General features: G+C 48.4%; 14 protein-coding genes. 10 read left to right on the plus strand and 4 right to left on the minus strand.

The genetic code is table 11. From position 1 onward, the window contains the following. The 5 genes from CB4_RS02655 to brnQ all read left to right on the plus strand — a co-directional run bounded on the left by CB4_RS02655 (window position 1) and on the right by brnQ (window position 5,120). Window positions 1-1,215 (plus strand): ABC transporter permease, encoded by a 1,215-nt coding sequence (locus CB4_RS02655; RefSeq protein ID WP_096463459.1) that lies wholly within the window; start codon window positions 1-3, stop codon window positions 1,213-1,215. Between the two features lie 156 nt (window positions 1,216-1,371). Beyond that, the gene (locus CB4_RS02660; RefSeq protein WP_096463460.1) at window positions 1,372-2,241 is read left to right on the plus strand and encodes a cation diffusion facilitator family transporter; all 870 of its coding nucleotides are present in this window, start codon (window positions 1,372-1,374) and stop codon (window positions 2,239-2,241) included. Between the two features lie 314 nt (window positions 2,242-2,555). Further along, window positions 2,556-2,717 (plus strand): helix-turn-helix domain-containing protein, encoded by a 162-nt coding sequence (locus tag CB4_RS02665; RefSeq protein ID WP_157737767.1) that lies wholly within the window; start codon window positions 2,556-2,558, stop codon window positions 2,715-2,717. A 29-nt stretch (window positions 2,718-2,746) separates the two neighbouring features. Further along, window positions 2,747-3,469 carry a glycerophosphodiester phosphodiesterase gene (locus CB4_RS02670; RefSeq protein ID WP_096463462.1) on the plus strand — a complete coding sequence of 241 codons (723 nt, stop codon included), beginning with the start codon at window positions 2,747-2,749 and terminating at the stop codon, window positions 3,467-3,469. A 313-nt stretch (window positions 3,470-3,782) separates the two neighbouring features. Continuing rightward, window positions 3,783-5,120 carry a branched-chain amino acid transport system II carrier protein gene (gene brnQ, locus CB4_RS02675; protein ID WP_096463463.1) on the plus strand — a complete coding sequence of 446 codons (1,338 nt, stop codon included), beginning with the start codon at window positions 3,783-3,785 and terminating at the stop codon, window positions 5,118-5,120. 72 nt (window positions 5,121-5,192) lie between these two features. Here brnQ and asnB read toward each other — a convergent pair whose 3' ends face one another. After that, window positions 5,193-7,037 carry an asparagine synthase (glutamine-hydrolyzing) gene (asnB, locus tag CB4_RS02680; RefSeq protein WP_096463464.1) on the minus strand — a complete coding sequence of 615 codons (1,845 nt, stop codon included), beginning with the start codon at window positions 7,035-7,037 and terminating at the stop codon, window positions 5,193-5,195. Between the two features lie 168 nt (window positions 7,038-7,205). Between asnB and CB4_RS02685 the strand changes: the two genes are divergently transcribed. After that, a complete protein-coding gene (locus CB4_RS02685; RefSeq protein ID WP_096463465.1) occupies window positions 7,206-7,541 on the plus strand; it encodes a DUF3905 domain-containing protein in 336 nt (111 codons plus the stop codon). Window positions 7,542-7,663: 122 nt separating this feature from the next. Then, the gene (locus CB4_RS02690; RefSeq protein WP_096463466.1) at window positions 7,664-7,888 is read left to right on the plus strand and encodes a YuzB family protein; all 225 of its coding nucleotides are present in this window, start codon (window positions 7,664-7,666) and stop codon (window positions 7,886-7,888) included. Between the two features lie 50 nt (window positions 7,889-7,938). Here the strand turns inward: CB4_RS02690 and CB4_RS02695 are convergent, their stop codons facing one another. After that, entirely contained in the window at window positions 7,939-8,355 is a 417-nt protein-coding gene (locus CB4_RS02695) for a universal stress protein (RefSeq protein ID WP_157737768.1), read from the minus strand. Window positions 8,356-8,516: 161 nt separating this feature from the next. On the opposite strand from CB4_RS02695, the gene CB4_RS02700 reads away from it, so the two are divergent. Genes CB4_RS02700 through CB4_RS02710 form a run of 3 tightly spaced genes read left to right on the plus strand, consistent with a single transcriptional unit; the run spans window position 8,517 to window position 11,292 of the window. Continuing rightward, window positions 8,517-9,455: an RluA family pseudouridine synthase gene (locus CB4_RS02700; protein ID WP_231956124.1), complete on the plus strand. Its 939-nt coding sequence runs from the start codon at window positions 8,517-8,519 to the stop codon at window positions 9,453-9,455. 15 nt (window positions 9,456-9,470) lie between these two features. Continuing rightward, window positions 9,471-10,766, plus strand: a complete 1,296-nt coding sequence (locus CB4_RS02705; RefSeq protein WP_096463468.1) for an HD domain-containing protein — start codon at window positions 9,471-9,473, stop codon at window positions 10,764-10,766. Between the two features lie 28 nt (window positions 10,767-10,794). Further along, on the plus strand, window positions 10,795-11,292 hold the full coding sequence (locus CB4_RS02710) for a YwhD family protein (RefSeq protein ID WP_096463469.1): 498 nt from the start codon (window positions 10,795-10,797) through the stop codon (window positions 11,290-11,292). Between the two features lie 646 nt (window positions 11,293-11,938). Here the strand turns inward: CB4_RS02710 and CB4_RS02715 are convergent. Beyond that, window positions 11,939-13,963, minus strand: a complete 2,025-nt coding sequence (locus tag CB4_RS02715; protein ID WP_096463470.1) for a transglycosylase domain-containing protein — start codon at window positions 13,961-13,963, stop codon at window positions 11,939-11,941. Between the two features lie 451 nt (window positions 13,964-14,414). Next, window positions 14,415-14,738 carry a TM2 domain-containing protein gene (locus CB4_RS02720; protein ID WP_096463471.1) on the minus strand — a complete coding sequence of 108 codons (324 nt, stop codon included), beginning with the start codon at window positions 14,736-14,738 and terminating at the stop codon, window positions 14,415-14,417. Window positions 14,739-14,926 lie beyond the last annotated feature (188 nt).

The raw sequence follows: 14,926 nt of genomic DNA on the forward strand, positions 1-14,926 counted from the left end.
ATGGAGACGAAAGCGTTATGGAACAAGCGCATGGGTGCGTTTCTGACGGAAGCGCTTGGCTATTTGCGTTACGTGGGCAACAGTGGGGCGATCGGATTTCTGGTGCTTGTTGTTCTGACTGGCGCGTACTACTATTCGCGCCTGTTGAAGCAGCTGCCGGATACGTATCCATTTGAATGGGGAATTGGGCTTGTGATGGCGTATTTGCTTACAAGAGGACAGGTCCGAACGTTCCTGAAAGAAGCAGATCTTGTATTTCTTCTGCCGCTTGAGCCACGGATGAAGCCGTATTTTCGGTCTGCTGTGCTGTACAGCTTCGTGTTTCAGGCAGCCGGAATTATGGGAACGTTGCTGGTACTGTGGCCGTTGTATCGGCACCGGATGGGAGAGTCGGCGCTTTCGTTTGGGAGTATACTGGTTGTCTTGCTCGTACTGCGCCTGCTGAATACGGCAGCATGCTGGCAGGAGGAGAGGATAGTGGAAGCGCGTGAGATAGCGCTGCATAGATTCGTTCGCGCCTGTGCAAATGCGGCGATTGTTCTCGTAGTATTTGTGCGAGGCTTCGTACTGCCGAGTCTGCTGATCGCGGCAGTCTTTATCGCAGCAGCAGCCTGGTATTACCGCCATACCATGGCGTCCCGTACAGTGAATTGGGAGCGTCTGCTACAGACGGAGCAGGCACTTTCGTCCCGATTTTATTCATGGATGAATCAGTTTGTGGATGTGCCGTATGAATTCAGTAAAGTTCGGCGCAGAGATTGGGTCGCCTTATTTGCCGATCGGCTTTCGTTTACGTCGCGCAATGCATATATGTATTTGTACGCTAAAACATTCGTACGCTCTGAACTATTCGCCATGGCGCTGCGTCTGACGGTTATAGGCGGCGTGATTATTATGGCAATGGACGGAGCGCTTGCGAAGTGGATTACATATGTACTGGTGCTTGGTGTAACAGCCGTACAACTATCTTCGCTGCTCCGTTATCATCGATATACATTTTGGACGCATATCTATCCACTTCCGCCCGTGGGACGAAGAGAGGCGGTGGAACGGGTGGTCGGGATTGCTTTGCTCGTTCAATCGTTCTTTCTGGATGTGGCCCTGTTTGTTCCATTTTCGGCAGGGTGGCATCTATTTGCAGGTCCTGTTGTTGGACTGGTGCTCGCATACGGGTATAGTCGGATTGTGCTCAGACGGCGTCTGCAGTCTTTATAGTGTCATATCGAAGGAGGCTATCCTGTGTGTCAGCGGGATGGTCCCTTTTTTCCTTTGGGCAACTCTGTTGTAGCAGGCGCAAAAGGTTTCTCTAGACCCACACGCTTGCGGTCTGGTAGCATACTTATACATTAATTTTGGAACGGGGTATGCGGCATGGAAGAGCAGTACAATAATCTAAAACAGGGGGAGCGCGGGGCCTGGCTTAGTATTATTGTGTATATTTTGTTATCGGCAGGTAAGCTTGCGGTTGGTTACTGGACGAATTCAGAAGCGCTGCTGGCAGATGGTTTGAATAATACGACAGATATTATGGCATCCATTGCAGTACTGGTTGGACTTAGGCTGTCGCAAAAGCCACCTGATCTGGATCATCCGTATGGACACTGGCGGGCGGAAACGGTCGCGTCCATGATCGCTTCCTTCATCATGATGACAGTGGGGCTACAGGTGTTGTACAACGCAGTTAAATCGCTTATGAACTTCCAGGAAATTCAGATGCCGGATACGATTGCGATGTGGGTGGCGCTTGTATCTGCAGGGATAATGTATGGAGTATATCACTATAATCGCCGACTTGGGGAACGGATTCAGAGCCAGGCGGTCACAGCAGCAGCCCAGGATAACCTGTCTGATGCATGGGTTAGTATTGGGGCCGCGGTCGGAATTGCGGGGGCACAGTTCGGTCTGCCATGGCTTGACCCGGTGGCGGCCTTTATTGTGGGATTGATGATCTGTCGAACGGCGTGGGGGATTTTTAGCGTGGCGTCACTCAACCTGACAGATGGCTTCGATGAGACCGAATTGGACCTTCTTCGGCAGACGATTGAAGAGATGCCGGAGGTGAAGGCATTGACGGATATTAAGGCACGTGCTCATGGCAATCGTGTACTTGTGGATGTAGTGATCCAGGTGAACCCGCAGCTAACGGTTCTGGAGAGCCACCGGATTACCGAGAACATTGAGGAAAAAATGCATAGAGAGCATAACATTCTTAATGTACATGTTCATGTGGAGCCGCTTTGATCGAGGCGACTGATGCGCTGGCGTCTGCAGTGCGTGTGCATACAGATAGATGGCTTGGATGCGAGTGGGATTACTAGCTCTGGACAATACGTTCAGGGCTTCTTTTTTGTATGAAAATAGGCAAATATACAAAAAAAAGATTTTTCAGGAGTGTATTATGATGAATGTAACGTTATAATTTTTTCGAATGGGTGATACGACCCCTGTATAACACTAGTATACCTGCAGATTACCCTGCGTAATAAGTGGAAAAGGACATAGTGTGAATGACTTACCAGAGAAATAATTTTCTTACATACGAAAGGAGCTGCGCCATGAGACGAAAATTTTCGATGGAATTTAAACTTGAAGTAATCAAAGATGCATTGGATTTAAAAAGCTTGAGCCTGGCCGCACGCAAACACCGTTTGAATAGTAAAATGATTTATCGCTGGGTGCATGAATTCAAACAGGGGAAATATGATATACAAGTATAAGAAAAAGAACCGTGTAGAGGTGTAGGATAATGAACATTTGTATGGCGCATCGCGGCTGGTCAGGGCGTGCACCAGAAAACACACGCAGTGCGATTCGGCTTGCCCTGGCGGAATCGCGCATTCATTCGATAGAACTCGATGTTCAATTGACAAAGGATGGCGTTCCGGTCGTAATTCACGACTTCGTACTTGGCCGTACTGCAAATGGAAGCGGCCCCGTTGGCTCTCATACGTATGCGGAGCTGCGGCAGTTGGATGCGGGAAGCTGGTTTGGCGCAGAATTCAGGGGTGAGTGCATTCCATCATTTGAAGAAGTATTACAGGAAGTCAAAGGAAGAGGGCGACTGAATATTGAATTGAAAACAGTCGCAGATTTATATCCGGGTCTCGAAGAGAAAGTTGTACAGCTTATTCATCACTATGGCATGCAGCACGATGTGTATGTGACTTCTTTTGACCATGATGCGATTAAACGGGTGAATGAGATTGATTCATCTCTGAGAACCGGACTTATTTTTGAAGGGAAACCAACGCTGTTGCGCGAACAACTCTCTAGAGTTGGAGCATCCTTGCTTTCGATGTCGTATATGTACTTGACGAAGGAATTTGTAGTTGAAATGATCGAGTCTGGTATTCTCATCGTAGCCTGGACCGTTGATGATCCGAAAGTCATGCAACATCTGATGGGATTTCACCCTGATCTCCAGATTTGTACAAATCACCCGGACCGGATGCTCGGGCTGATGCGCTAGTTAAACAAACATGAATAGTATTATAATGTTTGTTTGTAATCTAAATAGTATGTAAAAAAGGTGCCCGCAGGTAAAGTAGGGGCACCTTTTTTGTTGTATAAAATTCCTTTTATGTGGAATTTTAAGATGAGTAATCTATTCATTTTTCGTGTATTTAAATATTGTGAATAATCTTATTTTGTTTACTGGTAAATTTTTTTATTGATAAAAAATAAAAAATTTACTATAGTATCTTTCTGTATTTCCCCATAACTCAGTCGCATCTATCGAGTGATAATGACTGATAATTCAATTTATACCGGAGGAATTTGTAGTGAAATCAGAAAAGTTACCTTTTTCAACCACTTTAATTGTGGGATTGACCCTCTTTGCACTATTTTTTGGAGCAGGAAATCTAATTTTTCCGGCATCACTTGGTCAAGTAGCGGGCACAAACTTTTGGCCTGCTGTTTCTGGTTTTTTAATAACAGGAGTAGGATTACCTTTACTTGGTGTTGTTGCAATGGGTGTTTCCGGGAAAACAGATTTGCTTTCTGTCTCTAGTCGGGTTCATCCGTGGTTCGGTTTTATTTTTACAACGGCGCTGTATTTAGCGATTGGTCCGCTGTTTGCTTTGCCACGAACTGGAAGTGTATCGTATGAAATTGGCGTTACTCCCTTTCTTCCAGCAAACGCTGGACACCTGCCATTGTTGATTTTTACGGTGGTATTCTTTACAATTAGCTGCTTTTTCTCGCTAAATCCGAACCGGATCGTGGATATTGTCGGACGATTTTTGACTCCTTTAAAATTAAGCTTTATCTTGATTTTGGTGTTAGCTGGTTTGATTCATCCAATAGGGCCGCTACAGCCACCTAGAGATGAGTATGTATCGATCCCGTTTTTTAAGGGTTTTCAAGAAGGCTATTTAACAATGGATACACTGGCCTCGTTCGTTTTTGGCATGCTTGTGATTAACTCCATTAAACAAAAAGGAGTAACGAGCACAAAGTCCATTGCGTTTGCTTGTCTGAAATCTTCTGTGGTCGCGGCTCTTTTATTAATTTTCATTTACGGTTCGCTTACCTTCTTAGGAGCATCCAGTGTCTCGGTTTTAGGAAAACTGGATAACGGGGGACAAGTATTAGCACAAGCTGCGACCTATTATTTTCAATCATTGGGCGGCGTATTGCTTGGCCTGATGATTACGGTTGCGTGTCTGACTACGAGCATCGGTTTGCTAAGCTCTTGCGCCTCTTTCTTCCACACGATGCTACCTAGAATTCCATATAAAGCACTCGTTGTTTTATTAAGCGTGTTTAGTGCTACGATGGCTAATATCGGATTGACACAATTGATTTCCATTTCTGTTCCGATATTGACGGCGATTTATCCAATGGCAATCGTGCTCATTTTTTTGACATTTCTGCATCCTTTGTTTAAAGGGCGCTCACTAGTGTATCAAGGTGCCATGCTGTGTACGGGACTGGTAAGTATTTTCGATGGATTAAAAGCGGCAAATATCAACGTATTGGCTATCGATTCTTTATTCAACCACGTGTTGCCGTTATATAGCCTGGGACTGGGCTGGTTGTTACCAGGAGTTGTTGGGGGGATTGTAGGCTTTGTAATTAGCTTAGTGGATACAGCTAAGCCCGTAACGTCTCGATAAGTGTACATAACAAACCCGCTGACCATTTTTTGTGGATCAGCGGGTTTGTTTTGCAATCAGGCAGATGTGCGTTTATTTCACGGTTACGTTATAATTTCGCATCCATGCATCAATCTGAATCAGGTATGCGAAGAACTGCGGCACATTCATGAGCTGTCCAAACCACGGCATATGAACCTTCGTCAGGTCCTGCTTCGCAAATTCGCGGATCGCTGTTGCATTTACGAATGGGGTAAGCGGGGAGGATGTGTCATCTAGAATCGCCAGCGCACGGTCGCGCACGGTTGTCAGATAGGATGGGTTGTGCGTTTTTGGATACGGGCTTTTGAGACGATAGAGAACATCATCTGGCAGGATTCCTTTTAATGCCTTCCGCAAAATACCCTTTTCCCGTTCTCCATCAGTTTTCATCGCCCATGGTACATTCCACATGTATTCAACTAGGCGGTGATCGCAGAACGGTACGCGTACTTCGAGTCCGACCGCCATGCTCATGCGATCTTTGCGATCAAGCAGGGTAGGCATCCAGCGTGTAAGGTTAAGATAGAACATCTCGCGGATGCGGGCATCGAGGCCCTCTTCTCCAGCCAGGCGTGGTACTTCGTCAAGCGCTTCCTTGTAGCGCATTTTTACATACGCTTCAGGGTTGATTTCGGAAAGCAAATCGCTAGAGAAAAAGCGGGTTTTGTCCGCGATATTGCGTGCCCACGGGAATACGGTCGCGTTCAGCGCTTCCGGGCGATGAAACCACGGATAGCCGCCGAACACTTCGTCTGCGCACTCACCGGAGAGCGCTACGGTCGCATGTTTTTTGATCTCTCGGCAGAACAAATACAGGGAGCCGTCGATATCGGTCATGCCCGGTAGATCGCGGGCATGGAGCGCAACATCAAGCGAATCAATTAGCTCCGGTGTGTCGAAATAGATGTTGTGGTGGACCGATTCAATGAATTCAGACACGCGTTTTGCCCACGGTGCATCTGCATTCGGCTGGAATTCGTTCGGACGGAAGTGAACGTCATTGCCGACGTAATCGACGGAGAACGTGTGCAGCGCATCTTTGCCTTCTTCCATGAATGCTTGTGCTGCAATGGCGGAGATCGCACTCGAATCGAGGCCACCAGACAGCAGAGTGCATACTGGCACGTCTGCGATGAGCTGGCGACGAATGCTGTCGCCAAGCAGCTCACGGATATTGGCGATTGTCGTCTCCATGTCATCTTCATGGGCGTGGCTGTCGAGCGTCCAGTAGCGATTCGTTCGCATCCCATGGCGCGTGTGCAGCAAATACGATGCCGGAAGCAGTTCAAATACATTGTGGAATACCCCGACACCAGGCGTCCGTGCAGGTCCTAACGCAAAAATCTCAGACAGACCTTCCCGTCGAACCTCTGGCTGTACGGCTGGATGTGCGAGGAGTGCTTTTAGTTCTGAGCCAAAAATAAAACTGGTGCCGCACTGCGTATAAAACAGCGGCTTCACACCGATCCGATCGCGTGCCATAAACACGCTCTCTTCATTGTGCTTCCAGATCGCAAATGCATAAATTCCGTTTAGCTTCTCTACACACTCCGGGCCCCACTCGATATAGGAGACGAGCAGTACTTCTGTATCCGATGTAGACGCGAAACGGTGACCGCGTGCGAGGAGCGCCCCCCGCAGGTCTTCTGTATTGTATAACTCACCGTTATAAACAATGGTGTACGTTTCTTCGCCGTATGACCGGGTCATGGGCTGCACGCCGCCTTCCGGGTCTACTACAACGAGGCGGCGATGGGCAAATGCGGCATGGCGTGCTGTCCAGATGCCCTCGCTATCCGGGCCGCGCGGAATGAGCGATTGAGCCATGTTACGCATAATTTCCGTTTCTCCGCTAATATCAGCCTGCCAGTCAATCCATCCTGCAATTCCGCACATGTAGTTAATCCCTCCACTCTTGAATCCCTAACTCATTAGCTACACTATGCCTAGTAGCCACTCATCGGTGCATGGCCTGAGAAAATAAGCGGGCAAAAGAGTAAGAACAATCGGTCTAGTCCACACTAGAAAAAGTGAACGAAATCTTACTACAAGGGAGGCAGTGACATGGCGGATAACAAGAACATTGAGCCAGGGCAGATAGGCGATAAGCTGCCGCATCAGATCGATGCACCGACGACAGAACAGCCACGGGCTAAACCGTTTGTGAACCAGTATGGAGTGGTCATCGGGGACAGTTTTTATGATTCGGCGAACTCACCGCTAAACAACTGGAGCAAAGACGTTGATCCGGCCATTATGGCAGGTGATCAGTGGGTACATCCGACGAACGATATTGGCTGGAATACAGCAGAAAATCAGGCGTTACTAGAAGAAGGATTCGTACCGCAGAGCGGGATGTTCATGCATGCGACAAAAGATGTAAGCTATCGTAAAGATTAACAAAGCGTAGCTGTCGGCATCGGCACTTTTTTCGTATTGGCGAGGAAGGCATCTGTTGTGATATGATAAAGAGCAGAGTTTCAACAGGCCTGTCAGCAATACGGTAAGAAAGGAAGCACAGTATGACGACAGAATTTCGGGTATGCGATGAATGTAAAATGGTGAATGTGAAGACGCTTGTTCCTCGCTTGAAAGAGATCGAGTCGGACTGCACGATGGAAATCGGCTGTCAATCATACTGCGGAATCGGATTTAAGAAGCATTTCGCGGTAGTGAATGGTCGGCACATTACAGCACCGACAGAGGATCAATTAGTGGAGAAAGTGAAGAAGCATCTGAAAAAATAATGCAAACATAACAAACGCTCCCTGTGTATAGATCAAGGGAGCGTTTTTTATTATTTTACTACGATGACATCACAATGTGCATGCTGAGTAACACTCTGGCTGACGCCGCCGAGCATGAAGCGGGCGTAGTTGGACAGACCGCGTGAGCCAATCACAATAACGTCTACCTCGAGTTCCTCTGCTGTATCGAGGATCAGATTTTTCGGATCGGCCGCTTTTACGATTTTATGAATGGAAATATTCCGGGATGCGAATACGTCATCCAGTTCATCCGCTTTAGCAATCCAGTAGGCGCGCATTTCCTCGTCACTAATGCTTGTAGCACCGATGATAAATGATGGAGAAGTTGGATACGCTGTTACAATAGTAACATGAGCTCCAAGTGCAGAAGCTAATTCTGCGGCGCGCTCGGCTGCTTTTTGTGCGTGCTCAGATCCGTCGTAGGAAAGTAAGATATGGCGGTACATGGGCATTCCTCCAGTTGATGGGTTCTGTTTCTATTGTACCGATAAGTTCTGTAACCGTCAAAACTGGCGGGAGAGGGTTTCTGAAGATCAATGCCGAATGTTGTTAAGGGTACAACGAAATACAAAAGTGATATGTATATAAAATAAAGCAGGTGACGTAATTGACAGCATGGAAAATGGACAAACGGTGGCTGGAATACGAAGTAGAGAAAGAGATAGCAGGTTGGACGCTAGAGCGCGTTCTAAAAGAGAAGTTGGGTATATCAGGACGCATGATTCAGCGCCTTACCCGGCAGAAAGGTGTCCATCTTAACCGCAAGCAGCCGTATTTGCAAAAAAAAGTAAAGCGGGGCGATGAAGTTAAAGTTCGGATTGCGGATGCGTTTGAACCGACTCTTCCGCCGGTGGCGATGGACATTCATGTGCTATACGAAGATGACGCGCTGCTCGTGGTGAATAAGCCTGCGGGTCTGGCGGTGCATCCGGTGAACGAAAAGCAGACGCGCACACTTGCGCACGGCATCTCGCATTACTGGACAGAGAAGGGCCAGCCGCGTGCTGTGCGTCCTGTCCATCGGTTAGACAAGGAAACGAGCGGTGCGATTCTGATTGCAAAGAATGGATTCATCCAGCAGCTTCTCGATAAACAACTGCGTGAACATGCGATTCGTCGCACGTATCTTGCGCTCGTAAGCGGGCATCCGGCACAGGTGGGCGAGGGTGGTACATTCTCAGATCCAATTGCCAGGGACCCACATCATCCAACCCGTCGCTGTGTATCCATGAAGGGGGATGACGCCATTACCCATTATACCGTGCGGGAACTGTATGAACCGAAGCCTGATGTACTGCCAGAAGGGGCGGCGCTGGTGGAGATAGAGCTTGAAACTGGGCGTACCCATCAGATTCGGGTGCATTTCAGTCATCACGGATTTCCGATTCTCGGGGATACGCTCTATGGCGGCCCGGTTGTAGATGGATTTCGTCGTCAGGCGCTGCATGCCACGAGCCTTACGTTTTTGCACCCATTAAGCGGTGATGTGATCGAATGCATGGCGCCTGCCCCGGATGATTTTGTGAAACTGCGCGACCAACTTTAGGAGGAGGGGTTGTGAATGATGGGACGATTACAGGAAGAGAAGGTTTTTAAAGATCCGGTACACCGCTACGTACATGTGCGGGATACACTGATCTGGAACTTGATTAATGCACGCGAATTCCAGCGCTTGCGTCGGATTCGCCAGCTTGGCACTTCGTATGTAACGTTCCATGGAGCGGAGCACAGCCGCTTCAACCACAGCCTTGGCGTATATGAGATTATGCGGCGCATTCTGTCTAACTTTAGCCGCCGCAGTAATTTTGTGATAACAGAGGAAGAACGGCTGTTGTGCCTCAGTGCGGCGCTTTTGCATGACATTGGGCACGGGCCGTTCTCACATTCGTTTGAGAAAGTATTCCATACCGATCATGAAGAATGGACACAGCGCATTCTGACGGGGAATACGCAGGTAAATGCAGTGCTTCGACGGGTATCTGACGATTTTCCGGAGAAAGTGGCACAGATGATCGGCAAGACGTATCCGAATAAGCTGCTAGTGAGCCTGATTTCGAGCCAAATTGATGCAGATCGGATGGATTATTTGCTCCGTGATTCGTATTATACAGGCACAAGTTATGGCTCATTCGATTTGGAGCGCGTTTTGCGAGTGCTCAAGCCGTATGAAGATAAAGTTGTGATTAAGCATACTGGCATGCATGCGGTAGAAGATTATATCGCGGCGCGGTATCAGATGTACTGGCAGGTGTATTTTCACCGGGTAACGCGCAGTGCGGAGGTCATTTTGCGCAATATTTTTGCCCGTGTGCGGTACTTGCATGAGAGTGGGTATTCGTTCGTTCATAATCCGAAGCGATTCATGCCGCTGTTTAGCGGTACGATGACAATTGAGGAGTACATTGCACTCGATGAAGCGACGGTACTATACTACATGAGCGAGTGGAGTGAGGAAGCAGACGAGGTATTGCGCGATCTGTGCCATAGATTCATGGACCGTCGCCTGTTCAAATACGTGGAGCATGATGAAAATGCGGATAATCCGCAGGAGATGCAGGAATTAAAGAACCTGTTTGCGGCAATTGGGATTGATCCGGACTATTACCTGGGAGTAGATTCCCCGTCTGATTTACCGTATGATGTTTATCGAAGCGGAGAGGAAGGCGAGCGGACGCCGATCTATCTTTTGATGCCGGATGGCGATTTGAAAGAGCTGTCGCGCTGCTCGGTTATTGTAGAGGCGATTTCCGGCAAGCGTCGGTACGACCACAAGCTATACTTCCCGCTTGATTTTTTGGAAGACGGAACGCGTGATCAGGCTATTGTACAGGAGATCAAGCGTCGTCTATGTATATAAGCTCTAGTAGAGAAGGGAGTACGAAACCATGGATATGTTTAAGAAAAACCAGGGTGGCTTTAATATTATTAGCAACAAAAATCAGGTGCACGGTGGCTATGGCGCGGGCATGATCGATCTGAGCAGTGTATCTTCGATCATTCTGAGCGAAGAGGAAGCGGTTATTGATGTGGGTGCACTGCACGCGAAAAGTGCGGTGGAAAAAGGCGTGAAATTCTCGATGAATAAGGAAGATGTTCCGAATGGTGCACGGTACTGGCTCGTATGGGTAGCGGTAGACACCGGAGAAGTTGGTTCCTACTATGCGGGTGTAACCGCATGCGAGATGCTGATTGACCGCGAAGCGCGTCGGGGCTGGAAAATCCTCGCTGATCATGTAAACAAGATGGACTATGCGATGAAGCGTCGCTACATCCTTGATGGTTTGAGTGAAAAAGAAAAAGAAAACCTGCGTACCTTGCTGTCGACGCATAACCCGGATATATGGGAGCGTTCGCCGCAAGAATTGAAAGACATGCTTGCGTAAAGAGTTGAAGAGGCTGTCTCGAACGTCATATATGGCGTTTGAGACAGCCTCTTTGCTGCCGGGTTTGGTTCTCCCCCAACTGTGGTGGAGGAGCGGGGAAAGAATGGGCCGCGTCACTTTGTTACACTCCCCGAGGAGGTTATGACTGCCCCCTTCCTCTGGGGAGTCGCGTAAAGGCGTTCCGTTGCCCATTCCTTCCCCGCTCCTAGCACAGTTTGGATAGGTAAACGTCAAGCAAAATGAGAATGACTAGCTTTTCAATGAAGTTGAAAACAGTGTCTAGGTTCTTTCAAGGAAGACCTTAGCTGTTTGGTGATTCAGCGCTCATGTTGAGCGGAGTTTTTTAAATCAAAACGTTGTTGGGAGAGGAGAAGGGATGAGCAAGGGAGTGCTTTTACGCGACATCTTAGCGAAGGGAGAACGGCGAACGTGCCTTTGCCTGCAATGCTTCAGTGAATAGACACCGTAGGCCTTCTTTTGTGGGCGAGTTCGCTGAGCTCCCGGAGCGGACAGCCTACACTTCCCTGGGAGCGTAATGCAACGAACGGCTCATCCTTTCTCCTGCTCCTACCACCACACGTCATCGATTCCACAAAAAGATCCGCCCCATTGCGTATGAAGGCGGATCTTTTACGTAGTCTTAACATTACCAGAACTTCCACTTATCCCAGAACGATTTCTTTTCTTCCGCAGGCAGTGGCTTCACAGGTACAGGCTCTGGCGCGTATTCGGTTGGGGCTGTTCCTGGCATGAAGTACATCAGCTCTTGTGTTTTGGAGCCGGGTCCAGCAAGTTTGCCACTGACCGGATCGACATAGGCGGGCACTAAACCTTCAGGAACCGAGAAAATAGCAGGCGGCGTAGAAGCGAGTGCATTTTCCATAAAAGACGCCCAGATCGGCGCGGCCAAACGTGCATCTGCGACCTCATCTAGCTTGCGGTTGTCGTCATAGCCGACCCAGACAGCCGTCGCCAGCTGTGGTGTAAAACCAGCAAGCCAGGCATCGTAATCCGTCGTTCCAGTTTTACCGGCAACCGGACGGTGAAGCTGTCCGCTCACCCGGTTAGCAGTTCCACCAGTTGCAAACACTTTCTCCATCAGATGGGTGAGAATAAACGCATTTTCCTTGCTGACAACTTGCTGTGTTTGTGGATGCGCCTCCACTAATACGTTGCCTTCCCGGTCTTCAATGCGTGTGATCGCCAGTGGCTCTGTTTTTTGTCCCTGATCAGCAATCGTCGCAAACGCGCGTGTCAGTTCAAGCGGCATGACCGGGGCACTGCCGAGCGCAAGCGACGGGAGTGGTGTAAATGGTGAGTCAATGCCGAGACGCTTGGCTGTGGCGACCATTTTGTCCGGTCCGATTGTCATATGAGTCTGGACGGCGTAGATGTTATCCGAGCGGGCAATGGCTTGTCCCATGTTAATGTAGTCATTCACATATTGATCGCCAAAATTATGCGGCGTGTAGGTTTCATTATGATTTCCGAATGTAAAGACAGTCGGCTCACTCTTAATTCGGGTGAGTGGTGTATAGCCGTTCTCAAGGGCTGCCATGTACAGTACCGGCTTGATCGATGAACCAGGCTGGCGAAGTGCAAGTGCCCGGTTGTACTGACTCTTTGCATAATCACGTCCGCCGACCATCGCCCGGATGTAGCCGGTCTGTGGTTCAATGGCGACCAGTGCAGTCTGGAGTGGACGGTCTTTCGGCATGTATTTCTTCATGGCTTCCTCCGCTTTTTGCTGCATGTGCGGATCAAGCGATGTGTAGATTTTCAAGCCGCCGTGCTCGACCAGATCTTCTTCAATGCCGTACTTGTCTCTGGCTAACTTGACGACATAATCGCGGAAGTACGGCGCGATGTTTTTACTTTGAGCAGCAGCGGGATTCGCAAATGTAAGCTTTTCTGCGAACGCTGCATCGGCCTGTGTACGTGTGAGATAGCCTTCCGCTACCATTGCGTTTAATACAATGCGTTGGCGGCTTTTGGCGGCTTGCTCGTCGCGAAATGGCGAGAAGAATTTTGGCCCTTTTGGCAGTCCGGCGAGGAGACTTGCTTCCGCGAGATCAAGGTCAGCTGCATTTTTACCGAAGTATGTTTTGGCAGCTGCCTGAATGCCGTATGCGGCATGTCCATAATAAATTTGATTCAAGTATAATTCCAGTAGCTGAGGCTTCGTGTAATTCAATTCAAGCTGAATCGTTAGCAGGGCCTCCTTATATTTGCGTGACCATGTTTTATCGTGACTGAGGTACAGATTGCGGGCAAGCTGCATGGTGATTGTACTGGCTCCTTCCGCTTTGGAAAGTGTTCGAATGTCGTTGAAGGCAGCACCTGCAATGCGTGTCATATCAAAGCCGGTATGTTCGTAAAACTTCCGGTCTTCAATCGCAATCGAAGCATTCTGTACATACTTCGGAATGTGGTTCAGAGGCAGAAATACACGATTTTCCCCTTTATAAAGCGTTGCAATCACGGAGCTGTCGGCTCCGTAAATCGTAGTTGTTTCGTTCAGATCGGTTTGCGGCAGCGGTTGGGAGCGCAAATACAGCAGGAATAATCCGGCAAGTACCGCAAACAGAACCGACGCGATCGCCAGGTAGCGGACGCATCGTCCGGCAATACGAAGCCAGCGAACGAGCGGATCTTCCCGTTTGATTTCCATAGATGAGAACCTCCCGTAATCATTGATACCCCCAGTATGGGTGAATCTAGTAAATTCTATACTTTTCACATGGGTTCGCAAGATTACAAGACGAAGAGTTGCTTGTGCTTTTGTGGAATCGAGTGACTTTGGTGGTGGGGGAGAGAAGAGAGAAGCCGTTCGCTTGGGTACGCTTTGCGGGGAAGTGGAGACTGGCCGCTCCAGGAGTCCGACGAACTCGCCCGCAAAGAAGAGCCCATGATGTATTTTCATTGAAGAATTGCGGGCAAAGGCCCGTTCGCCTGCCTCCTTACGCTGGGGAGTCGCGTACAGGCGCTCTCTTGCTTCTCTCTTCTCTCCTCCCAACAAAGTTGGGATTCCAAAAAGCAAAGCATGTTGGTAAAAGCCCAAAAAAAGAGCTAGCCCCTATCGTCATTTTTTGACGTTTGAGACAGCTCTTTCGTGTGAAACGTTACTTCGTGGCTCGTACTTTTGCGATAATCTGTGCCTCGATCTGGTTATTTAACTCATCCACGCGCTTTCCGATTAAAAACACGTCTACAATAACCCAGATGATAATGGGGATGAATAATAAAAAGAAGCTAATAATCCACACAACAATCATCCCAACTCCGAGCCCGACATCTCCTGTGTAGAATCGATGTGCACCCCAGCAGCCCAAAAATAGCCATAATAAATACGCAAGGGTCTTTGATTTTTTCTTATTATCGAACTCACCGCTAATAAGAAGTTGTTCTTCTGTGGTGAGTCCCTGGCGTGCAGAGAAATTATCCATCTTCGCTCCCCCTTTGTATAAACGCCCTGTGTTAAGAAGTGTATGATTGTTACAGCTTGGCACATGAATATTTATCAAAAAATTTACGGAGAAAAATAGCCATCGGGGGTAAGATAATGAAAGAGTGCTTGATTTTTGGTACAGGTCCTATATAATGTAGCTTGTTTTACTATGGGTATCCTTCATCA

It is taken from the genome of Aneurinibacillus soli (assembly GCF_002355375.1).
GTDB classification, from domain to species: Bacteria; Bacillota; Bacilli; order Aneurinibacillales; family Aneurinibacillaceae; genus Aneurinibacillus; species Aneurinibacillus soli.